20 protein-coding genes and 1 pseudogene are annotated in these 22,649 nt (G+C 41.8%); 14 read left to right on the top strand and 7 right to left on the bottom strand.

The genetic code is table 11. From position 1 onward, the window contains the following. The first annotated feature begins 53 nt into the window (after positions 1-53). From HMPREF0666_RS09250 to HMPREF0666_RS09215, 10 genes are all read left to right on the top strand, one after another. Entirely contained in the window at positions 54-263 is a 210-nt protein-coding gene (locus HMPREF0666_RS09250; RefSeq protein ID WP_009012113.1) for a hypothetical protein, read from the top strand. A 72-nt stretch (positions 264-335) separates the two neighbouring features. After that, positions 336-1,127, top strand: a complete 792-nt coding sequence (locus tag HMPREF0666_RS09245; RefSeq protein WP_042856241.1) for a leucine-rich repeat domain-containing protein — start codon at positions 336-338, stop codon at positions 1,125-1,127. Beyond that, a complete protein-coding gene (locus HMPREF0666_RS18680) occupies positions 1,091-1,552 on the top strand; it encodes a cysteine peptidase family C39 domain-containing protein (protein WP_083822538.1) in 462 nt (153 codons plus the stop codon). Before HMPREF0666_RS09245 ends, HMPREF0666_RS18680 begins: the two co-directional genes overlap by 37 nt. After that, entirely contained in the window at positions 1,435-2,616 is a 1,182-nt protein-coding gene (locus HMPREF0666_RS09240) for a vitamin K epoxide reductase family protein (protein ID WP_009012111.1), read from the top strand. Before HMPREF0666_RS18680 ends, HMPREF0666_RS09240 begins: the two co-directional genes overlap by 118 nt. 2 nt (positions 2,617-2,618) lie before the next feature. Next, positions 2,619-3,437, top strand: a complete 819-nt coding sequence (locus HMPREF0666_RS09235; protein WP_009012110.1) for a GLPGLI family protein — start codon at positions 2,619-2,621, stop codon at positions 3,435-3,437. After that, a complete protein-coding gene (locus tag HMPREF0666_RS18115; protein WP_232214091.1) occupies positions 3,437-4,516 on the top strand; it encodes a carboxypeptidase-like regulatory domain-containing protein in 1,080 nt (359 codons plus the stop codon). Before HMPREF0666_RS09235 ends, HMPREF0666_RS18115 begins: the two co-directional genes overlap by 1 nt. Further along, a complete protein-coding gene (locus HMPREF0666_RS18110) occupies positions 4,504-5,382 on the top strand; it encodes a hypothetical protein (RefSeq protein ID WP_232214090.1) in 879 nt (292 codons plus the stop codon). The genes HMPREF0666_RS18115 and HMPREF0666_RS18110 overlap by 13 nt, the downstream gene beginning before the upstream one ends. Positions 5,383-5,419: 37 nt before the next feature. Further along, positions 5,420-6,028: a TonB-dependent receptor gene (locus HMPREF0666_RS18105; RefSeq protein ID WP_009012107.1), complete on the top strand. Its 609-nt coding sequence runs from the start codon at positions 5,420-5,422 to the stop codon at positions 6,026-6,028. Between the two features lie 2 nt (positions 6,029-6,030). Next, positions 6,031-8,229, top strand: a complete 2,199-nt coding sequence (locus tag HMPREF0666_RS09220; RefSeq protein ID WP_009012106.1) for a peptidase domain-containing ABC transporter — start codon at positions 6,031-6,033, stop codon at positions 8,227-8,229. Position 8,230: 1 nt separating this feature from the next. Further along, entirely contained in the window at positions 8,231-8,713 is a 483-nt protein-coding gene (locus HMPREF0666_RS09215) for a hypothetical protein (RefSeq protein WP_009012105.1), read from the top strand. Positions 8,714-8,729: 16 nt separating this feature from the next. Here the strand turns inward: HMPREF0666_RS09215 and HMPREF0666_RS09210 are convergent, their stop codons facing one another. The 7 genes from HMPREF0666_RS09210 to HMPREF0666_RS09180 all read right to left on the bottom strand — a co-directional run bounded on the left by HMPREF0666_RS09210 (position 8,730) and on the right by HMPREF0666_RS09180 (position 14,368). Next, on the bottom strand, positions 8,730-9,149 hold the full coding sequence (locus HMPREF0666_RS09210) for a hypothetical protein (protein ID WP_009012104.1): 420 nt from the start codon (positions 9,147-9,149) through the stop codon (positions 8,730-8,732). 206 nt (positions 9,150-9,355) lie between these two features. After that, on the bottom strand, positions 9,356-9,862 hold the full coding sequence (locus tag HMPREF0666_RS09205; RefSeq protein WP_009012103.1) for a DUF3408 domain-containing protein: 507 nt from the start codon (positions 9,860-9,862) through the stop codon (positions 9,356-9,358). Further along, positions 9,850-10,164 carry a helix-turn-helix domain-containing protein gene (locus HMPREF0666_RS09200; protein ID WP_009012102.1) on the bottom strand — a complete coding sequence of 105 codons (315 nt, stop codon included), beginning with the start codon at positions 10,162-10,164 and terminating at the stop codon, positions 9,850-9,852. The genes HMPREF0666_RS09205 and HMPREF0666_RS09200 overlap by 13 nt, the downstream gene beginning before the upstream one ends. A 3-nt stretch (positions 10,165-10,167) precedes the next feature. Continuing rightward, positions 10,168-10,437: a helix-turn-helix domain-containing protein gene (locus HMPREF0666_RS09195; RefSeq protein ID WP_009012101.1), complete on the bottom strand. Its 270-nt coding sequence runs from the start codon at positions 10,435-10,437 to the stop codon at positions 10,168-10,170. Between the two features lie 899 nt (positions 10,438-11,336). Further along, complete coding sequence (locus tag HMPREF0666_RS09190) at positions 11,337-11,822, bottom strand: DUF1896 domain-containing protein (RefSeq protein ID WP_009012100.1); 486 nt, start codon at positions 11,820-11,822, stop codon at positions 11,337-11,339. A 52-nt stretch (positions 11,823-11,874) separates the two neighbouring features. Then, complete coding sequence (locus tag HMPREF0666_RS09185; RefSeq protein ID WP_009012099.1) at positions 11,875-13,143, bottom strand: site-specific integrase; 1,269 nt, start codon at positions 13,141-13,143, stop codon at positions 11,875-11,877. A gap of 4 nt (positions 13,144-13,147) precedes the next feature. Continuing rightward, positions 13,148-14,368: a site-specific integrase gene (locus HMPREF0666_RS09180; protein ID WP_009012098.1), complete on the bottom strand. Its 1,221-nt coding sequence runs from the start codon at positions 14,366-14,368 to the stop codon at positions 13,148-13,150. A gap of 287 nt (positions 14,369-14,655) precedes the next feature. On the opposite strand from HMPREF0666_RS09180, the pseudogene HMPREF0666_RS09175 reads away from it, so the two are divergent. From HMPREF0666_RS09175 to HMPREF0666_RS09160, 4 genes and pseudogenes are all read left to right on the top strand, one after another. After that, positions 14,656-16,221 (top strand): annotated as a pseudogene (locus HMPREF0666_RS09175) (helicase-related protein); the annotation flags it as partial. Positions 16,222-16,880: 659 nt separating this feature from the next. Next, complete coding sequence (tet(Q), locus tag HMPREF0666_RS09170) at positions 16,881-18,806, top strand: tetracycline resistance ribosomal protection protein Tet(Q) (RefSeq protein ID WP_002560998.1); 1,926 nt, start codon at positions 16,881-16,883, stop codon at positions 18,804-18,806. Beyond that, the gene (locus HMPREF0666_RS09165) at positions 18,806-21,124 is read left to right on the top strand and encodes an ATP-binding protein (protein WP_002560997.1); all 2,319 of its coding nucleotides are present in this window, start codon (positions 18,806-18,808) and stop codon (positions 21,122-21,124) included. Before tet(Q) ends, HMPREF0666_RS09165 begins: the two co-directional genes overlap by 1 nt. Continuing rightward, on the top strand, positions 21,117-22,439 hold the full coding sequence (locus HMPREF0666_RS09160) for a sigma-54 dependent transcriptional regulator (RefSeq protein WP_002560996.1): 1,323 nt from the start codon (positions 21,117-21,119) through the stop codon (positions 22,437-22,439). The genes HMPREF0666_RS09165 and HMPREF0666_RS09160 overlap by 8 nt, the downstream gene beginning before the upstream one ends. Positions 22,440-22,649 lie beyond the last annotated feature (210 nt).

Below are 22,649 nucleotides of genomic sequence, written 5' to 3'. Positions count from 1 at the left end.
TCGGCGAATCAATGAGAATGTATAATATTCGAGTCTATCTAAAAATTAATAGTATGAAAGTATTCAAAAAACAATCCGAAAACTTATGTTTGCAACCCGAAGATTTGCGTGCAATTCGTGGTGGAAGTGCAGAAAATTTAACAAGTAATAACCGTGAAAGTGAAGCAAGTTTTCCATGCACAGTAAGAGAGACAGATGGTTCAACACGCACAAAACAAGTTTCTTCCGTTCAAGAATGCTTAGAGTTTGCAGGAATGGGTTAATGACAAGGTAACGAAAACTGGTCAGTACTAAATTTTGACCAGTTTTCGTGTTTTTTTCAATTTATACATTTTATGAAAAAAATATTTATAGTCCTTTTGTTATTTTTTTTCTCACTTGAATTTGTCAAAGGTCAGACCTCTAAACTTGGATATGAGGTCTCGGACTCTACAGGGGTCCTTGAACTTGTAAAATGGGAAAGAAAAGATAGTATAGTGGATTTAACTAAAGAAGATAATTTAAAACAGGTTAAGGCTATAGGAAATTGCTGTTTTGTTTTTAACGATTACATTAAAACGGTCATACTTCCCGAAGGGGTGGAAATAATCAAAGGAAGAGCTTTTGATACTTGTAAAAATCTACATCATATATATCTGCCAAATTCTCTGAGAATTATTGGACAAAATTCTTTTAATATGTGCGAAAATTTACGTTTAGACTCACTGCCCCCAAATCTTAAAAGGATAGAATATGGGGCATTTTGGGATTGTTGCAGGATTACAATTTCAAAAATACCAAATACTGTTACTTATATAGGGGGTAAGGCATTCACATTGTGTGAAAGCATACAGGAATTGGTATTGCCCGATTCTATCATAGAAATAAAAGAACGCACTTTTGCAGGTTGTAAAGGATTAAAAAAAATAAAACTTCCCAATTCTCTGCAAACTATAGAGAAATATGCTTTTGCACGTTGTTTAAGTTTGGATGAAATTTCCTTACCTGCATCTATTCAAAAGATAGGGATACAAGCTTTTATTGGTTGCATTTCATTAAGATTAGTTATCCTACCCCCAAAGGTGGAAATAGAAAATAATGCCTTTGACTTGTGCAAGAATGTTGTAATAAAAGAAATTCAAAAGTGACATTAATAGCTTATATTCTTAGACTACTGAAAGTACCCTTTACAAATAAGAATTTGAGAGGAATTTTTTGGACTCACCCTGATAGGGATAATCTATTAGGGTATGCAAGGATATTATCTTATTATGGGATTAAAATAAATGCAAAAAAAATCGATAGTTTAGATTCTATAGACAAACAAGAACTTCCATACCTTTCATATTTAACTGACTATAAGTTCGTTTTAATTGAAAATTTTACATACTCAGATGTATTAATTCATGATGGTTTTCGTAAAAAGAGGCTATCGCGAACAAAGTTTATAAATCAATGGAACGGAGTTGTATTACAACTAAAAAAACAGAAACAGCAATTGAGCCTTTTTATCAAAAAAACAGGAAACGTGCATTTGAGAAAGTCGCACTTTTTTTTGTTTTCTTTATTTTAACTTTAATTTTAGTAGCAGCGCAACATTTAGTTATCTTTTCAATAAAAACGTTAATAAATATTGGGGTAAATATCATAGCATGCCATGCGTCTATTACACTCTTCAATAAGTCTTTTATTCCATTTGAGAAACCTAATATCTGTTCTATCTTAAATATATTTCAATGTAACTTACCGAAAAAGAATATATTTAAGATAGACTTATCAGATATAGGAATCTCATATTTTGGAACAGCTATAGTCGTATCACTGCTCTTTCCTACTTTATATCCAGAACTTTCTGTATATTATATTTTAGCAATACCATTTAGTTTATGGAGCATTTTTTATCAGTGGATATGGATAAAAAAAATATGCCCTTATTGTACAATTATTCAAATATTAGTCTTATTTCTTGCTCTTTATAATTTAGAGTTTACTTTTGGAGGATGTATAAGATTCATAGATGTTATAGCGATAGCGGTTATTTTTATGGTCTTATTGCTTCTAATAGAAACATTATATAGACCATATTATGAAAATATTGTTGCCCTCTTTGAGAACACATATAATTTAAATGTCTGTAAAACAAAATTAATAAAGCAAAAGTTAAATGATAAGCGACAAGGGCCTATCTATGACGAAGCTCCTCATGATATTGAACTTGGAATGGAATGTGCCAGTAACAACTTAACCATAGTTATCAATCTACATTGTCACTCTTGTGGAGTTGAATTCATTAAATCTTATAATTTATTAAAACTTAGTCGAACTGTTAAAACGAAATTTGTGGTAGCTTGCTGGTCAAAAGAGCAAAAATATGATTTCAGTATTTTATTATCACTTCATACTCCTACTCTTCCTATTGATAAACTTATTTTTGATTGGTTTTATTTTGGAAGAGAAAAGTTTATAAAACATTATTGCAAAAAAAATAAGAGCAAAGATAGCACAAAAAATTATATAATATTATCACATTATAAATGGTTTAAAAATAATCATATAGGAGAAACTCCTACATATATCCTAAATGGAGAAAAACTTCCATCAGGAATAACTATATTAGATATTATTAATGCATGTTAGTTATGAAACAGAATTATTTAGTCCTCTTTTTACTCATTCCTTTACAAGTTTTCGCTCAGAAAACAAATAATAATTATGAATGTATTTACGAATACACTGTAAAAACAGCGAATGCCGAAACAGAAACTTTTACAACGATATTGCAGTTTGATGCTATCCACGCTAAGTTTGTCGACTATGCTACTTTTCAGTTAGACTCTTTGATGCAGACAGGACAAGCAACCGAAGAGCAGGTAAAGAAAGCAGAAGAGCGCGTGGTGAAAACAGCCTACTACTTTGACCAAACTACCTTTGTAAATGTAGCAGACAAATCAATCTCCGTGTATAGTGTTATCCCTCCAAGTCTTTATTTTTATCAAGAGGGGGTGAACGGTATTTCATGGCAACTTACCGAAGAGATCGATACTATATGCGGCTATCTATGTAATAAAGCGGTAGGAGAGTATGGCGGACGTACTTGGAATGTCTGGTTCTCATCAGAAATTCCATCCCAATTCGGACCTTGGAAGTTTGGTGGATTGCCTGGACTGATAATGTATGCTTGTGATACCGAGAAAATCCACCGCTTTAAAGCTATTACGTTTAGACAAGGTACTACGCCAATCACTGCGCCTAAAATATCTAATAGCATTACTACCAGCCGTGAAAAATTTATCAAGGCAAAAAATCACTTTGAAGAAAACCCGATAGCCAACATCCCTACTGAGAGCATTACGGACATGAGAGTGGAAAAAGGCGACGGTGGAAGCAACTCTGTTTTTATCAATGGGGTACAAGTACGCCTACGGACAAATGGCTATGTGCCTTTAGAGATTAAATAATGATGAAAAGATTACTCCTTTATATTCTCTGTCTTTTCGTTTGGATGCAAGCACAAGCTCAAAAAAACTATACGTTAACTGGAATTGTGTCGGACTCTAATGGTATGCCAATAAGCAATGCCAATGTGCAGATTTTAGAAAATAACAAGCCCATTGCCTATAGCTTTACCAATGAGAAGGGAAGCTATGCTTTAAGCTACAATAGTTCTAAAACGCAGGTGCTACTTTCTATCGGACATATCTCGTTTGAGAAAACCAAGCTAGTAATAGATAGTAAAGAAACAAAAAAGAACATTACTTTACTTGAAAAAAAGACGCAGTTAAGGGAAGTTGTTGTAAAGGCTCCACAAATAATTCAGCGCGGCGATACACTTTCCTATCGGTTGAGTTCTTTCGCAGGGAAGGGCGATTACACGCTTAGAGATGCAATGAAGCGATTGCCCGGTATAGAAGTAACTAGTTCGGGAAGTATAAAATATCTAGGAAAGGATATCTCCAATTTTTACATTGAGGGAATGGATCTTCTTGGTGGACAATATAATGTAGCCACAAACAATATCCCAGCAGACTACGTTACATCTGTGCAGGTGTTGAATAATCATAAAGATGCCAAAATGGACAAAGACGTGCTATCTGATGATGTGGCAATAAATATAAAACTTTCAAAGCACGCCAAGTTTAAACCAGTCGGGACATATGAAGCCATTGGAGGTTTAGGCAGTAATGGAGGACTTTACCAAACTAATGGAGCTGGTATGCTCTTCAAATCGCGTATGCAACTTTTGGGAACATTTAAGATAGGGAACATAAGGGAGTTTGCTACCGATGAAAATATCAATCATTTTCTAAACGACCAGTTAGAATCTTTCGGTGTAAAACTATTGGGCAACTTATCTTCTTCTAGTGCACCACTCAAAAGAGAAAGGTATATCCATCCCAAAGATTATTCTGTTAGTTTCAATCTACTCAACAAACTGTCGGAAAACAAGTCGTTAAGAACAAATGTAGGCTATGCTTATTCCCAATGCAACTATGCTTACAATCATAAGATGTTTTTGGTAATGGTTTGGACGAATTAGTGCAAGATTATCAATACCAATCTGCCTTCACACTTCACAAGCCTACCCTGACTATCGAATACAAGGACAATAGCGATAAACGATATATCACCAATCGGTTTTCATCAGTGGCTTTGTTCTTAAAATCGGAATTGCCAACAGTTGAAAACAATAGCAATTCGGTCTTTCAAAATGAGAAATATCACGATTTAGGGTTTTCCAACAATCTTTCCATACGTTGGAAAACAAATAAGTTTCGCTGGAGTCTTTCTTCTCTTCTCAATTATACTACTATGCCTAATGGCACTATTCGTGTTTCAGACGTAGGAGTAGCCTCTTTTCTGCAAAGTGCAGACAGCAAACAGTTTACGAATCAGGAAACTATTTCTGCCACTTATGAAAGAAGAGCCTCACGATTATATTTTCCTCTTTCATTCCAATATCGTAGCGATAGGGTTAATTCAGCTTTGATAACAGATGACTATTCAGGCTTTAACCTCGTGAAGGGAAATGAATTAGATTTTTCATTCTCTCCACAATATGAATATACCCACCCACAACGGAAATATAATTTCAAAGCAAGCGTATCATTGGCTACAACAAGAATCGATTTTGAAAACGAGGGAACAACTCCATTAAAGAAGCAGAAATGGAGCTTTGTAATTAATCCTTCATTTTATTTTCTATACAATGTTACACCAAGAGCTACGATAAGGCTTCAAGGGGCTTTTGCAAACAAGATAGGTGATTTGGCTGATTTTATAACAGCACCGATACAAACCAGTCTGAACTATCAAAGGTACAGTTTAGGGATCTTGAGTGAGAATAGGAGTGTTACGCTCAATGCTATTTACGATTTAAAATATCCAATAGAAATGTTTTTTTAATTTTGGTATAGGCTACACACATCAGCATAACAATTTATTGTCGGCGCAGAATGTGTCGCAAACATTGATTAAGGAATGTCCGGTACTAAGTCCTAACGGCACTGACAATATTAATACCTATTTCAATATTACAAAACAGGTAAAAGCTATCAACACCAAGTTTTCGCTGTACGGAATTTATATGCACAGCAAGAGCTTGATGATGCAAAACAGTATGATTTACAGCTATTCGTGGAACAGTCTAAATGTTGCTCCATCTGTTTCATTCAAACCTGTTTCTTTTATGGAGTTATATTATACTTATAGCTTTTCAAAGAACTTTACAAAGGTACAAAACGTGTCAAAATCTTTCTTGTCGCAAACACATGATATCAACTTGGTATTACAGCCTGTAACAAATCTGCAATTCAAGGCAATGGCAGATATTTCAACAAAGGAAATGTATCAAGATCTTACCAAGACTATGGCTATCTTCGATGCAGGGGTCAGTTACAGACACAAAGCATTTCGTTTCAGTATTGATATGAGAAATATTTTCAATCAACAGTATTATAGTTACACCATTTTTAACATGATGAATACCTACGCTTACAGTTATCACATGAGAGGAAGAGAGTTGCTTTTTACTATTTCATTAACAAAATAAGAATGGCAGGTTTTGTTTTTATAAAGCAACATGACGCTATGCAATGTGGAGCAGCATGCTTAGTAATGTTATGCCATTTCTATGGCAAAAAATATTCTCTACAACAAATATCAAAGAGCTTAGAAAGTTCAAAAGGTGGAGTTTCTATGTATGATATTAGTGAACTAGCAAAAAAAATAGGATTAAAATGTAATGGGAAAATAGTATCTCTTGATATACTAAAGACTTATAAAAATCCCTGTATCCTACACTGGGATCAGAATCATTTTGTCATCTTATGTAAATATAAAAAAAGAGGGGTTGTTGTTGCAGATCCAGGGAAAGGAATACTCGAATACGATATAGATAGTTTTAAGCGACATTGGGCAAGTACAGAAAACAATGGTATTCCTTGTGGAGTTATACTATCTGTTGAACCTACTCCCACCTTTTATAATAATAACATGGTACAAGAAGGGGATTCAAAGAATCTGAAATTCTTATATAAGTATATTGGAAAATATAAATATTATTTTCTTCAGCTAATCATTAGTCTTTTAATAGGTTCGCTTTTACAGTTAATCTTTCCGTTTCTTACTCAAACTATTGTAGATATGGGAATTGGAGGGAAAGATATAAATTTTATCTGGCTTGTTCTATTAGCAGAACTTATGCTATTGTTCAGTCGAACAACTAATGAATTTATTCGTTCCAAGATACTTCTGCATATTTCAACCCGTATCAACATTTCATTAGTTTCTGATTTTTTTATAAAATTGATGAAATTACCAATGAAGTTCTTTGATACTAAGCAAATGGGTGATATCTTGCAACGTATCGAAGACCATAGGAGAGTAGAACAATTTCTTACATCAAGTAGCCTGAGCCTACTTTTTTCATTCTTTACCTTCTTAGTGTTTGGGGGAATTTTGGCTGTTTATAACCTCGGAATCTTTGCCGTCTTCCTCATCGGCACAATCCTATATGCAGGTTGGGTTATCCTTTTTCTCAAAAAGCGCAGACAGCTCGATTACAAATACTTTGAGCAGGCAGGACGCAACCGTAATGTAACCTACCAACTCATAGGAGGTATGCAGGAAATCAAGTTGCAGGGGTGCGAGCAGCGCAAACGTTGGGAATGGGAGGACGTACAAGCCGACCTGTTTAAGGTCAATCTGCAATCGCTCAATCTGCAACAAGTGCAACAGGCAGGAAGTATTACTATCAATGAGGTGAAGAACATCTTAATCACCGTTCTTGCTGCCACAGCCGTGATACACGGAAACATGACGCTCGGTATGATGCTGGCGGTGCAGTACATCATCGGACAGCTCAACAGCCCCGTGGAGCAGCTCATCCAGTTCATCTACTCATGGCAAGACGTAAGCATCAGCCTTGACCGCATGAACGAAATCCACACTGAGACCAACGAGGAAAATGTCGAACGGACACGTACCGCCTATACGGACAAAAATACTAAAGGACATTCCCTTATGATAAAAGACTTATCCTTCAAATATGATATATACAGTCCGATAAATATTTTATCGAATATCAACCTTTCCATTCCCAACGGCAAGGTAACGGCAATCGTGGGGGCAAGCGGAAGCGGAAAGACCACGCTCGTAAAACTCCTTTTGGGATTCTATGAGCCACTGAATGGAAACATCGAGATAGGCAATGCCAATTTGAGTGAATACAACCTCGGCTGGTGGCGAAGCCAATGCGGTGCGGTGATGCAGGAGGGATATCTCTTCTCCGATACCATTGCGAGAAATATCGCCATATCTGATGATGAACCCGACATCGAACGTATCCGTCATGCTGCCCATGTAGCAAACATAGCCGACTATATAGAAGCCCTGCCTTTGGCTTACAACACGATGATAGGACAGGACGGACAAGGCATTAGTCAAGGGCAACGACAACGCATCCTTATTGCAAGGGTAGTTTATAAGAATCCAATGTTCGTCTTCTTGGACGAAGCGACCAATGCCCTCGATGCCAACAATGAACGAGCCATTACTGAAAAGCTTTCGGAGTTCTACAAGGGAAAAACAGTTGTAGTAGTGGCACACCGCCTTTCCACTGTTCGCGATGCCGACCAAATTGTAGTTTTGGATGAAGGTAAAATTGTAGAGGTAGGTACACACGAGGAACTGACTGCTAAACGTGGTAAATATTTTGCCTTAGTAAAGAATCAATTAGAACTTGGCAACTAATATGGAAGAAGAGAAGAAACAAGAACGGAGTTTTGAACTTCGCAGCGAGAAAGTACGCAGCATCGTGGGGCAGATACCCTCTTCACTTGTCCGATACGGCATCACCGCCATTGGGGCTGTATTGCTTTGTCTGTTAGCCGTAGCCTATTTCCTACCCTATGAACAAGTATATTCGGGTACGGCTACCGTACACGGAGCAACAACCGCAACACCAGCGGACAGCACAGATATAACCATCTTATTAAAGTTCGAGAATAAACGCCCCGACAATGTAAACGGACAAATGATTTATCTGCAATCTCCCTATAGAACGTTTGCAGGACAGATACGAGACCTGTCTCCTGTCCGAGACACTTTGGAACGTCAGAAAGCTATTTGCCGTTTCAAGGTAACTGAGATAAAATCTGTGGAAAACCAGACGGTAGACTTTCAGATAGTAAGTTCATCGGGCAATCTGCTGCAAAAAATGCTTGGGGACATCTAATTCCATCGCACATTCCTTATCTCTCTCGATAGTCAATGGTTAAACTCACTGCTTTTTCTTGCAAGGCAGTGAGTTCTTTTGTCAAACCGATAAGCTCCCGCAACAATGTCTGTATGCTTTTCTCTGCCGTATAAAGGCGCATCAGTCGTACCACCTGATTGTAGTTCACTCCAATTTTATGTACTTGGGCTGTGAGTTCAGAGAGCTTGCGATAATACTCCACGGCGGACTTATCCACCGCTATCACCTTGAAATGCTCTCCTAATAACCTTGCACGCACGAACTCTGACTTGGACATTGAGCCTGATTTGTGATAGAGGTCTATCACTCGTATTTGGTCTTTCAGGTCTGGTAAACGGACGTGCCAATCGTCCCACTTGTCGGGCATATCACCATACTTTTTCGCTACTTTTTTCCTTGATTTATCGCTTGCCATATTCTCTTATTTTTGTGCTTCTAATCACGACTTTGGAGTGATTTAATCTCCCTTCGGGGCAAGGGTCTTTGTGGTACAAACGGCAGTTTGTGTCACAAAGACACACCTTGCTGATGTAGAAAATGGGATTATAAGCCCATGCCGTGTTACTGCATTCACTGAATACAGTAACTCAGCGTAGGCTTGCATTCGAGGAATGCAGTACTTCAGAGTTTCCGCCATCTTTCCACATCATCTTTGTATTGGTCGAGATGTTCTCGAAGCACCTGCTCCACATATCCTGAAACGCTTGCTCCCTGCTCACCGATTTTCCTCACCACGAAGTCCAACTTTCGTTGAGTTTCCTCTGATACATACACGGCTTTGCGGTGGCTGTTGCGAAAGGGCCGTAGATATTTCCCCTGAAACTCGGATAATTGCTTCCTGTCCCTTGTTTTTCCCATTCGTTGATGATTCTCTTCGGTAGAAGTAGCCCTCTCCGTTGGTGACAACTCTGTTTTTTGATAGGACGGTTGAGAATAGTCCTTGTGACTCTCCTCGTCATTTTGTTCCTCAACTTTAACAGGCTCAAATCTTTTCTTCTCCTCTTCATAATCTACGGGCTGGTCAAAATCGGGCAATTCCTCGGGCTTGCGGAGTTTTACGCCATAATTTCCCATATCTCTGATGGCTTGCTCTAAAACGGCTTTTCTCTTTTCATCTATGGTCGGCATGGCTTCTTGTGTATTGGGTAATAATGTCTTTCGAGCATGGCTTGTATGTCGCTCTGCCTATAGAGTATCTTGCCGCCGATTTTACAGTAGGCAATCGTACCGTTGTCCCGATAGTCCTGAAGTGTACGGGTACTCAGCCGTAAGAGTTTACAAACATCTTCGCCTGTAAGATAAACTTCTCCGCCCAGCATCGGACGGGCTGTAGAACAATAACGCTCCAGTTTCTTCAAAGTACCCTCCATCAACTGTGCAAACATCTGCATTTGAGAGTCTTGCTGTGTAATGATTTCTTTCTCTTCCATAGTTCATTCATTGTTTGCGTTCAGTAACTCCGTGATGTCGCTCTCCTTGTAATAGCACTTGTGTCCAATCATTGAGAAAGGGATTTTTCCCGTATCTCGGTATGATTGCAGGGTACGCTTGCTGATACCGAGTCTGCGACATACAGCTTCGTTGTCGAGCCATTCGTCCTTTTCGGGCGGATTGCCGATGAGTTGTTCGATACGATGAATAAAGTTTGCAAAGTCGGAGCAGTGCTGCTCCCATACCTTGCGATCGATAATGATGAGTTTCATTGCATTCTTTTTGTTTTGATTACGTTATTGTTACTCGGCAAACAAACTCATATACAGTCTGTTGCCACTATTGTTGTGTGCAAAGGTAAGCGTATAACTTTATTGAACAAAGCAACGCAGAAAAGCAAGGATATAGAAGGAAAAGAAGAGAAGTTAGTCTGTCAGTCAGAAAAACTCTTAAGCTTTCATTAAAAAAGCTCTTAAGCTTTTAGCAAAAAGCTTATAAGCTTTTTGTAAATAACTTATAAGCTTTTGTCAGATTACTTATAAGCTTTTCATAGATTGCTTATAAGCTTTTTATAGAAAGCTCATAAGCTTTAAGTCCAAAGGCTGGTAGCTTTCCTTATCAGATTTGGAGTCGCTGCTGAAAAACTCTTATGTTCTGTATAAGAATGGTATGATTGCGGTAATGAGAAGAGGTGCCGGCTCGTTCCTTTTATTATTTTGTTGTTTTATCGATAATTCGATAGTTCGACAAATCGATATGTAGAACTATCGATAGATTATTTTGACGATATATAGTTTTGACAATAGATAGTCATGACAACAGATAGTTTTGACAACAGATAGTCAGGACAACAAATTGTACAAACAACAGATTGACAATACTATCGTTATTCCTATCTGTTGTTGGTTGTTACGCCTTGCGTCCAAAGAGCCTGAGTATGCCGTATTCTTGTCGTGCCTATACTCTCTACGGCAGCCCTGCCCTGCAAGGTTGGGAGAGATGAATACAACCGCATGGCTATTGAAAATTGTAATACCACCTTGAAAAAGAAAAATCCTGCGGTGGAGATTCTTCTCTCCATCCGCAGGACTCGACCTTTCAGGGCAGATTGGCTGCCGTTGTACATTTGCACGATAAGAAACGGCATCAGGGACTTTGCGTGCGCCTTTGCTTACAACGCCTTCGGGCTTGCTTCCTCCGTCAGTCTGACCGTTGGCAGGTTATTGCTCTCGATGAGCAGCACAATCGTGCCTGTGAGTTCGGTGTAAAGACGGTCGTATTGTCCGCTTGCGGCAAATGTGCCCGTCAAACCGAACTTGTCGAATGTGGCTTGAATAGCCTTGTTCGACAACAATATGGGTGCGAGCATATCGGGGAGCGGAGCAGGCAGTTCCCCCTCAAACTCGTTTTCCAACACGGATACAAGCGTGTCGTACTTGGAAAAATGCAAACCTTGATACAATACCTCACTTGCTATGCTCTCTGCTTCGAGGTGCGAAAAACCTTGTGCCACTGCATCGCAGTAAGCAGTTAGAGCCATGTCTGCCCGTGTGGTGATAAACTCCGTGTCGTGCAATCTTTCGGGGTGATGCTCACTCATATAACTTCTTAATTTCAACCGAAAATAAGACAGTTCCTGTTTGGTATTCTGTTTCATAATCGTTTGTTTCTCAATCGTGAATAATATATGTTTTATAATTACTTCTTTCTTATGCTTGTTGCAGTGGCATATTCTGCCGTGCAATCGACTCACAATAGCCTTCAAAGGCTGAATGCTCTCTATGAGTGAGTGCGGTCATATCCTCTTGTATCTTATGGTCAGTTATCTTTCCGTAAATTTGTGTCGTGCCGATATTGCTGTGTCCGAGCATCTTGCTGAGTGTTTCCATTGATATGCCGTTGGATAGGCATATCGTGGTAGAAAATGTGTGGCGTGCCATATGGAAGGTCAAGCCTTTCTCTATTCGGCATATCTGACCGATGTTTACACACGCAAAGGATGCTTTCCTTATTGTGAGATTGGGGAATATCAAGTCGTCCGCTTTCTTATCCTTGATATAGAGCGAAAGGATTTGCCCCGCAATGGGCAGGAGTGGAATGATGGCTTCCACGTCTGTTTTCTGCCGCTTGATGCGGATTTCCTCTGTTCCGTCTGCATTATGGATGATATGCTTCGGTTTGAGCCGTTGCATGTCCACACGAGCCAAACCAGTGAAGGCACAGAAAAGGAAGAATTGTCTTGCTCGCTCGAACTGCCTGTCAATGATGGGAGTTTGCAGTACCCGTTGCAGTTCCTCCGTAGTGAGATACCTGCGTGTGCGGTGTGGCAGTTCTGCCTTGTAATCCACAAAGGGGTCGACGCGGATGTATTTCTTCTGCTGTCCGATACCGACGAGTTTCCGCAGAAAGATGACCACAATCTGAATAGTGGCAAGAGAGAGGTTGCGCTCTGATTTAAGGTAGAAGTCCAATCCCTCAATAAAGGCATAGTCCAATTGTGCATATCGAATATCTTCCTGACCTAAGCGTTCACGCAGATAGGACTTAATGAGCTGCGCTGCATAGATGTAATTAGCAAAAGTCGGCTTGGCAATCGTCAGTCCTACGCAAGGACGCTTTTCTTCAATAAATAGTCGTGCTTCCTCCATAAGAAAACCTTTGGGCTTGTCTTCTTCCATGAGTTCACGCTTCAGCAACTCAGCGGTGATATAGCCACGTTGCCAAACTAATTCTTGATACTTCGCTGTGGCTTGTTCCTCTTTGCTTTGTAAATAGCGGTTGATTTCCTTTGTCTCTTCGCCTGTTCCTTTGCACCGTCCCTTACGACTGTCCCAAAGTTCGGGAGCGATTTCCTTGCCCGTGCTGTATTGCACCTGCTCACCGTCTATGGTGATGCGTCCCATAATCGGGCAGCTGCCGTTTTTCTTTTGTTTGGAACGGTTGATATAGAATAGTGTCTTGAATGTGCTTCGTGCCATAATGTCAAAGTTTTAAGGTGAATGTATCTTGTATGCGTTGCTGCACTTTCTGCATATCTCGATGGATTCTCTCGGAGGAAACAGCTGCATAAATTTGTGTTGTTCTCAAATTTGTGTGTCCGAGCATACGGCTCACCGTTTCAATAGGTACACCTGCCGAAAGCGTGATAAGCGATGCAAAGGTGTGTCTTGCCATGTGAAAGGTCAGCGGAGTTTCCATACTGATATTTCGCTGTATATAGTGCATGCCATTGAGGATAACGTCGGTGGTTGGAACGTCAAAGACAAAGCCTGCACGCTTTCCCCTGTACCGCTCCATTATCGCCCAAGCAGGAGGAAGTACTTGTACACGATACGGAGTCTTGGTTTTCATTCGCCTGCCCTTGATGCAGAGTTCGCCTTCTTCCAAAACGATGTTTTCCTCCCGAAGATTACGGACGTCGGAGATTGCCAGACCTGTGAAGCAGGAAAAGACAAAGAGATCACGGACAATGCGGTAGTTCTCCCATTCAATCTCCAAGTCGATGATGCGCTCAAGTTCTTCCTTCGTGATGCTTCTCGGTTCACCCTTTGGTCGCTCGTAACTGTAGCCCAAGAACGGATAGAAGTCCAGCACGCCTTTCTTCACCGCCATGCGGACGATGGTCTGCAAGGTGGACAAAGTACTCGATATGCTACTGCGTTTCAGTCTGCGGTCGATGGTAAGATAATACTCAAAACCCTCGATAAAGGTATTGTCCAACTGTGAAAGGGGAATGTCGCTTACCTTGTACTTCTTTTGTACATACTCACGGAGCAGGGAGAGTTGGTAGGTACGGAGTTTGAACGTCTTTAAGGCTCGGTCGATACCGACACGTTCCTTTGTCTGTGTGAGATACTCCCCAAAACTCTCCAAGAGCAAGGCCTGACGGTGGATTTGCCCCTGATAGGCATCCCTCACGTCTGTGGCGGTAAAGGATTCTTCTCTTTCGCTGAGTTCATGAAAGCGTGCGTGGATGAGTGCGGTGCATTCACCGAGTTTCTGGTTGACGGACACAGCCATGCTACTCTTGCCGATAAGCCTTTGCTTGCGACTGTCCCAAAGAGCGAGCGGAGTCTTACACTTGGTGGAGAAGCCCGAATGGGTTCTGCCAACGGAGATTCGCCCAATGACAGGCACAAGTCCTTTCTTGTCGGTTCGTTTCGCCTGAACGAAGAACGATACTTTGAGTTTGTTTTCTTTCATTTTTCTGTCGTTTTTTCTAAATTTCCTTTGCTTGCAAAGGTACAGATGAACAAGTATTCCTGAGCGATGCAAAAAAATGAAAGATGAGGAATAAAAACCTATGAAACAGTTGTTTAGCTTCAATTCGTAACCCCTTTTTGCTTTTTCCTTGATGGGTTACGATTTGGTAACGGAACTCCTGCCGTTTGATGCTCGTTTTCGCTTACCCTTATAATAGCAGAGAAATGCTAAATGATGATATTTCAAATAGTTACATTCCTTGCGTTTCCCTCTGTTTCCCTTAATTCTTAATGACTGATTATGCCCGGAAGATGGCACTCGACATGCGCATGATAGACCCGCATTACGAAGACCACCCCGACAACAAGGCGAGCCACTGTGCCAAAATAATCGCGGAGTATTATCAAAAATACGACGCGCAGAAAGGCACGCAGTTCGTTTTCTCTGACTTGGGGACTTACCAGCCGGGCGATGGGTGGAACGTCTATTCGGAAATCAAGCGCAAACTGACGGAGGACTACGGCATACCGCCAAGCGAGGTGCGCTTCATTCAGGAGTGCAAGACCGACAAGGCTCGGAAGGCGGTGATAGATGCCATGAACGCCGGGACGGTGCGTGTGCTGTTCGGCTCCACCTCCATGCTCGGAACGGGTGTGAACGCACAGAAACGGTGTGTGGCAATTCATCATCTTGATACGCCGTGGCGACCGTCCGACCTGCAACAGCGTGACGGACGGGGAGTTAGAGCAGGCAACGAGATAGCCAAGCATTTCGCCGGGAACAACGTGGACGTAATAATCTACGCGGTGGAAAAATCACTGGACAGTTACAAGTTCAACCTCCTGCACTGCAAGCAGACTTTCATCAGCCAGCTTAAAAGCGGTGCTATGGAAGCGCGTACCATCGACGAGGGGGCAATGGACGAGAAATCGGGCATGAACTTCTCGGAATATATGGCGTTGCTATCCGGCAACACCGACCTGCTGGACAAGGCGAAACTGGAAAAACGTATCGCCTCGCTCGAAGGGGAACGCAAGTCGTTCAACAAGGGCAAGCGTGATTCGGAGTTCAAGCTGGAATCGAAGACCCGCGAGCTGGGCAACAACACAGCTTTCATAGATGCCATGACGGAGGACTGGAACCGCTTCCTCTCTGTGGTGCAGACCGACAAGGAGGGCAATCACCTTAATATAATAAAGGTGGACGGAGTGGATTCCGCCGATGAGAAAGTCATCGGAAAGCGTTTGCAGGAGATAGCCAAGAATGCCACGACCGGAGGGTTGTACACGCAGGTTGGAGAGTTTTACGGTTTCCCGATAAAGGTGGTCAGCGAAAGGATACTCAAAGAGGGATTGGAGTTTACCGACAACCGCTTCGTGGTCGAGGGGAACTACAAGTACACCTACAACAACGGGCATCTGGCGCTGGCTGACCCGTTGGCCGCCGCCCGCAACTTCCTCAACGCGATTGAGAGAATCCCCTCCATCATCGACCAGTATAAAGCGAAGAATGAGGTCTTGGAACGTGAGATACCGCAGTTGCAGGAGATAGCAGGCAAGGTGTGGAAGAAGGAGGAAGAACTGAAACAGTTGAAGTCCGAACTTGCCGCCCTTGACCGCAAGATACAGCTGGAACTTGCGCCGCCTACACCCGAAATCACCGAAAAGGAGCATGAAGGGCAACAGGTCAAACCGGAAGCGAAAGGTGTGCGAAACGGTATCAGGCAATATCCCGAAGATACATCACCGCAAATACGCAATCCATCGGAAAGTATTATCGCCAATCACACCATAACTGGGCATCCGGGGCTGTATGCCAAGGAGGAAACCCGGTCCAAAGGATTGAAAATATAACCTTAGGAATTTTATCTGAAGTATTAATAAGGGCTATCCCAAAAGGTCTAAAAGTAAATTTTATCCTTTCTGCAAGTATCTGTAGGATGGCAACTGCATTTTTTTTCTTTTTGGGCAGCCCTTATTAAAATTTATTCTTATTTTAGGTTATATACATTCATGTCCATTTATGTAAAAAATCCTGCTGACCTTGTTTATGTCTTGTCAGTCACCATTTGCAAAACCATATTTGACCCTCAAAGAGGCTGAATTTGATAAGCAACTTGCTACATACTCATAATAAGGAGCTAAATAGAACACGAATGGGAAATACTCAAATGCCAAACTAAAGAAGATATTGGCCAAAATAAACGTTATACCGAGAGAGAAACTTGATTTTTTTCAACTTCCTAAAACGTTGTTGTTCAAACATTTCTACTTATTTGTACTTACCAGTTGAACCTACGCTTCCCTAATAAAATGTCTATGGTAAAAAGTTAAAAAATCCTCCCACTTTTGTTAGATATATTTTTTTGTGTAATTTTGTAATCGTTATGCGGCAGTAATAATATACATATTAATACGAGTTAGTAATCCTGTAGTTCTCACATGCTACGAGGAGGTATTAAAAGGTGCGTTTCGACAATGCATCTATTGTAGTATATTATTGCTTAATCCAAATGAATATTATAAATTTAGGAATTCTTGCTCACATTGATGCAGGAAAAACTTCCGTAACCGAGAATCTGCTGTTTGCCAGTGGAGCAACGGAAAAGTGCGGCCGTGTGGATAATGGTGACACCATAACAGACTCTATGGATATAGAGAAACGTAGAGGAATTACTGTTCGGGCTTCTACGACATCTATTATCTGGAATGGAGTGAAATGCAATATCATTGACACTCCGGGACACATGGATTTTATTGCGGAAGTGGAGCGGACATTCAAAATGCTTGATGGAGCAGTCCTCATCTTATCCGCAAAGGAAGGCATACAAGCGCAAACAAAGTTGCTGTTCAATACTTTACAAAAACTGCAAATCCCGACAATTATATTTATCAATAAAATTGACCGTGACGGTGTGAATTTAGAGCGTTTGTATCTGGATATAAAAACAAATCTGTCTCAAGATGTCCTGTTTATGCAAACTGTTGTCGATGGATTGGTTTATCCGATTTGCTCCCAAACATATATAAAGGAAGAATACAAAGAATTTGTATGCAACCATGACGACAATATATTAGAACGATATTTGGCGGATAGCGAAATTTCACCGGCTGATTATTGGAATACGATAATCGATCTTGTGGCAAAAGCCAAAGTCTATCCGGTACTACATGGATCAGCAATGTTCAATATCGGTATCAATGAGTTGTTGGACGCCATCTCTTCTTTTATACTTCCTCCAGAATCAGTCTCAAACAGACTTTCAGCTTATCTCTATAAGATAGAGCATGACCCCAAAGGACATAAAAGAAGTTTTCTAAAAATAATTGACGGAAGTCTGAGACTTCGAGACATTGTAAGAATCAACGATTCGGAAAAATTCATCAAGATTAAAAATCTAAAGACTATTTATCAGGGCAGAGAGATAAATGTTGATGAAGTGGGGGCCAATGATATCGCGATTGTAGAAGATATGGAAGATTTTCGAATCGGAGATTATTTAGGTACTAAACCTTGTTTGATTCAAGGGTTATCTCATCAGCATCCCGCTCTCAAATCCTCCGTCCGGCCAGACAGGTCCGAAGAGAGAAGCAAGGTGATATCCGCTCTGAATACATTGTGGATTGAAGACCCGTCTTTGTCCTTTTCCATAAACTCATATAGTGATGAATTGGAAATCTCGTTATATGGTTTGACACAAAAGGAAATCATACAGACATTGCTGGAAGAACGATTTTCCGTAAAGGTCCATTTTGATGAGATCAAGACTATCTACAAAGAACGACCTGTAAAAAAGGTCAATAAGATTATTCAGATCGAAGTGCCACCCAACCCTTACTGGGCCACAATAGGGCTGACGCTTGAACCCTTGCCGTTAGGGACAGGGTTGCAAATCGAAAGTGACATCTCCTATGGTTATCTGAACCATTCTTTTCAAAATGCCGTTTTTGAAGGGATTCGTATGTCTTGCCAATCTGGTTTACATGGATGGGAAGTGACTGATCTGAAAGTAACTTTTACTCAAGCCGAGTATTATAGCCCGGTAAGTACACCTGCTGATTTCAGACAGCTGACCCCTTATGTCTTCAGGCTGGCCTTGCAACAGTCAGGTGTGGACATTCTCGAACCGATGCTCTATTTTGAGTTGCAGATACCCCAAGCGGCAAGTTCCAAAGCTATTACAGATTTGCAAAAAATGATGTCTGAGATTGAAGACATCAGTTGCAATAATGAGTGGTGTCATATTAAAGGGAAAGTTCCATTAAATACAAGTAAAGACTACGCCTCAGAAGTAAGTTCATACACTAAGGGCTTAGGCGTTTTTATGGTCAAGCCATGCGGGTATCAAATAACAAAAGGCGATTATTCTGATAATATCCGCATGAACGAAAAAGATAAACTTTTATTCATGTTCCAAAAATCAATGTCATCAAAATAATGGAGCGGTCAGGAAATTTCTATAAGGCAATACAGTTGGGATATATACTTATCTCCATTCTTATCGGATGTATGGCATATAATAGCCTCTATGAATGGCAGGAGATAGAAGCATTAGAACTTGGCAATAAAAAAATAGACGAGCTCCGAAAAGAAATAAACAATATCAATATTCAAATGATAAAATTTTCTCTATTGGGTGAAACAATACTGGAATGGAACGATAAAGATATCGAGCATTACCATGCACGGCGTATGGCAATGGACAGTATGCTCTGCCGTTTCAAGGCCACCTATCCAGCAGAGCGCATCGATAGTGTGCGCAGTCTTTTAGAGGATAAGGAACGACAGATGTTCCAGATAGTCCGGTTAATGGATGAACAACAATCTATTAACAAGAAGATAGCCAATCAAATTCCGGTTATTGTGCAGAAAAGTGTGCAGGAACAGTCCAAAAAGCCAAAACGAAAAGGTTTCTTGGGCATCTTTGGCAAAAAAGAGGGAACGAAGCCAACGACAACAACGACTACGCTCCGTTCATCCAATAGAAACATGGTCAACGAACAGAAAGCGCAGAGCCGTCGATTGTCAGAACAAGCCGATAGTCTTGCTGCCCGTAATGCAGAACTTAACAGACAACTGCAAGGATTGATTTGCCAAATCGAAAAGAAGGTACAATCTGATTTACAAAATAGAGAAAGCGAGATAACAGCGATGCGTAAAAAATCATTTATGCAGATAGGCGGCTTGATGGGATTTGTTCTTTTGCTGTTGGTCATTTCCTATATCATCATACACCGTGATGCAAAGAACATTAAACGATACAAACGCAAGACAACGGATTTGATCGAGCAATTGGAACAGTCCGTGCAACAAAATGAGGTACTCATAACCTCCCGAAAGAAAGCGGTACATACTATTACCCATGAGTTGCGTACACCACTGACGGCAATAACTGGCTATACCGAACTTTTGCGGAAAGAATGCAATAGCGGTAATAATGGGCAATATATCCGAAATATACTGCAATCCTCCGACCGTATGCGGGATATGCTCAACACTTTGCTTGACTTCTTCCGCCTGGACAACGGCAAGGAACAGCCCCGTCTGTCACCCTGCCGGATTTCTGCAATCACGCACACACTTGAAACGGAGTTCATTCCTGTTGCAGTGAACAAAGGGTTGTCCTTGTCCGTGAAGACTGGACACGATGCCATTGTATTGACCGACAAAGAGCGAATAATACAAATCGGGAATAACCTGCTGTCAAACGCAGTCAAGTTCACAGAAGAAGGCGGTGTTTCTTTGATTACTGAATATGATAATGGAGTTCTGACACTGGTCGTTGAAGATACAGGTACAGGCATGACAGAAGAGGAACAGAAACAAGCGTTCGGTGCGTTTGAACGTCTATCAAATGCCGCCGCAAAGGAGGGTTTCGGGCTTGGGCTTGCCATAATGCGTAATATTGTGTCGATGCTTGGCGGAACAATCCGTTTGGACAGCAAGAAAGGGAAAGGCAGTCGTTTCACAGTTGAAATTTCTATGCAGGAAGCTGAAGAACAGCTTGGATATACAAGCAATACACCTGTTTATCATAACAATAAATTCCATGATGTTGTCGCCATTGACAATGATGAGGTATTACTTCTGATGCTGAAAGAGATGTACTCCCAAGAAGGAATACACTGCGACACTTGCACCGATGCTGCGGAACTGATGGAAATGATACGCCAGAAAGAATACAGCCTGTTGCTGACAGACTTGAATATGCCCGGTATAAACGGTTTCGAATTACTGGAACTGTTGCGTTCGTCCAACGTGGGCAATTCACCAACAATCCCGGTGGTTGTGGCAACCGCTTCGGGCAGTTGTAACAAAGGGGAACTATTGGCAAAAGGCTTTGCCGGATGCCTGTTCAAGCCGTTCTCCATATCGGAGTTGATGGAGGTTTCCGACAGGTGTGCCATAAAAGAAACACCGGACGGGAAACCGGATTTTTCAGCTTTGCTGTCTTACGGCAATGAAGCCGTTATGCTGGAAAAGTTGATGACGGAAACTGAAAAAGAGATGCAGACAATACGGGAAGCGGCAACAGAAAAAGACCTGCAAAAGCTGGATTCCCTGACACACCACCTGCGCAGCTCGTGGGAGGTGCTACGTGCCGACCAACCGCTAAATGTACTTTACAGATTGCTTCATGGCGATGTACTCCCGGATGGTGAAGCGTTAAGCCATGCCGTGACTGCCGTGCTGGATAAGGGAGCGGAAATAATCCGGTTGGCAGAAGAGGAAAGGAGAAAATACGAAGATGGATAAGACAACAATAATTGTGGTAGAAGACAATATCGTGTACTGCGAGTTTGTCTGCAACATGCTGGCGCGGGAGGGCTACCGCACCGTGAAGGCTTACCACCTCTCAACCGCGAAGAAACATCTACAACAGGCGACAGATAATGACATCGTGGTTGCCGACCTGCGCCTGCCTGACGGTAACGGCATTGACCTTTTGCGCTGGATGCGAAAGGAGGGAAAGATGCAGCCCTTCATCATTATGACCGACTACGCCGAAGTTAATACCGCCGTGGAAAGCATGAAACTCGGCTCGATAGACTATATTCCCAAACAGCTTGTGGAGGATAAACTTGTCCCCCTGATCCGTTCCATACTGAAAGAACGTCAGGCAGGACAACGCCGTATGCCTGTGTTCGCCCGTGACGGTTCCGCATTTCAGAAAATCATGCACCGTATAAGGCTGGTAGCCGCTACCGATATGAGCGTGATGATATTCGGAGAGAACGGCACGGGTAAGGAACATATTGCCCACCACCTGCACGACAAGAGCAAGCGGGCAGTCAAGCCATTCGTGGCGGTGGACTGCGGTTCACTCACCAAAGAGCTTGCGCCCTCGGCCTTCTTCGGACACGTCAAGGGAGCGTTTACAGGAGCAGATTGTGCCAAGAAAGGATATTTCCATGAGGCGGAAGGCGGCACGCTGTTTCTGGACGAGGTAGGAAACCTCGCGTTGGAAACCCAACAGATGTTGCTCCGCGCCATACAGGAGAGGCGGTATCGCCCGGTCGGAGACAAGGCAGACAGGAGTTTCAATGTCCGCATCATCGCCGCCACCAACGAGGATCTGGAAGCGGCAGTGAGTGAAAAGCGTTTTCGGCAGGATCTTCTGTACCGCCTGCACGACTTCGGGATAACCGTTCCTCCGTTGCGTGACTGTCAGGAAGACATCATGCCGCTGGCAGAGTTCTTCCGTGATATGGCAAACAGAGAGCTGGAGTGTAGCGTGAGCGGGTTCAGTTCCGAAGCACGTAAAGCGTTGCTGACACACGCATGGCCGGGCAACGTGCGGGAACTTCGGCAGAAAGTTATGGGTGCTGTATTGCAGGCGCAGGAAGGTGTTGTCATGAAAGAGCATCTGGAACTTGCCGTGACGAAACCGACCTCTACTGTCAACTTCGCCCTGCGCAATGACGCGGAGGATAAGGAGCGGATATTGCGTGCGTTGAAACAGGCAAACGGCAACCGGAGTGTCGCCGCCGAACTGCTCGGAATAGGCAGGACAACACTATACAGCAAACTTGAAGAGTATGGACTTAAATATAAATTCAAGCAATCATAGCCTGTAATTCACTGAATTTGGCTATCTTTGCATAACATTTGAGAAAAACGGCGATTGGCAGGAGCTTTTCGCCGCCAACATATAGGATAAGACCGCAAGGCGTTTCAAGCGAAAATCTGGTAAATTGGAACTACGGAGACGATTGCGTGATGCTTATGCTATGCTTACGCATAGCGTGCATTCACGTACTCTCCGTAAAGGCTTTACCAG

It is taken from the genome of Prevotella sp. C561, from assembly GCF_000224595.1.
Taxonomy (GTDB): domain Bacteria; phylum Bacteroidota; class Bacteroidia; order Bacteroidales; family Bacteroidaceae; genus Prevotella; species Prevotella jejuni.
This window is presented reverse-complemented; position numbering and strand designations above follow the sequence as displayed.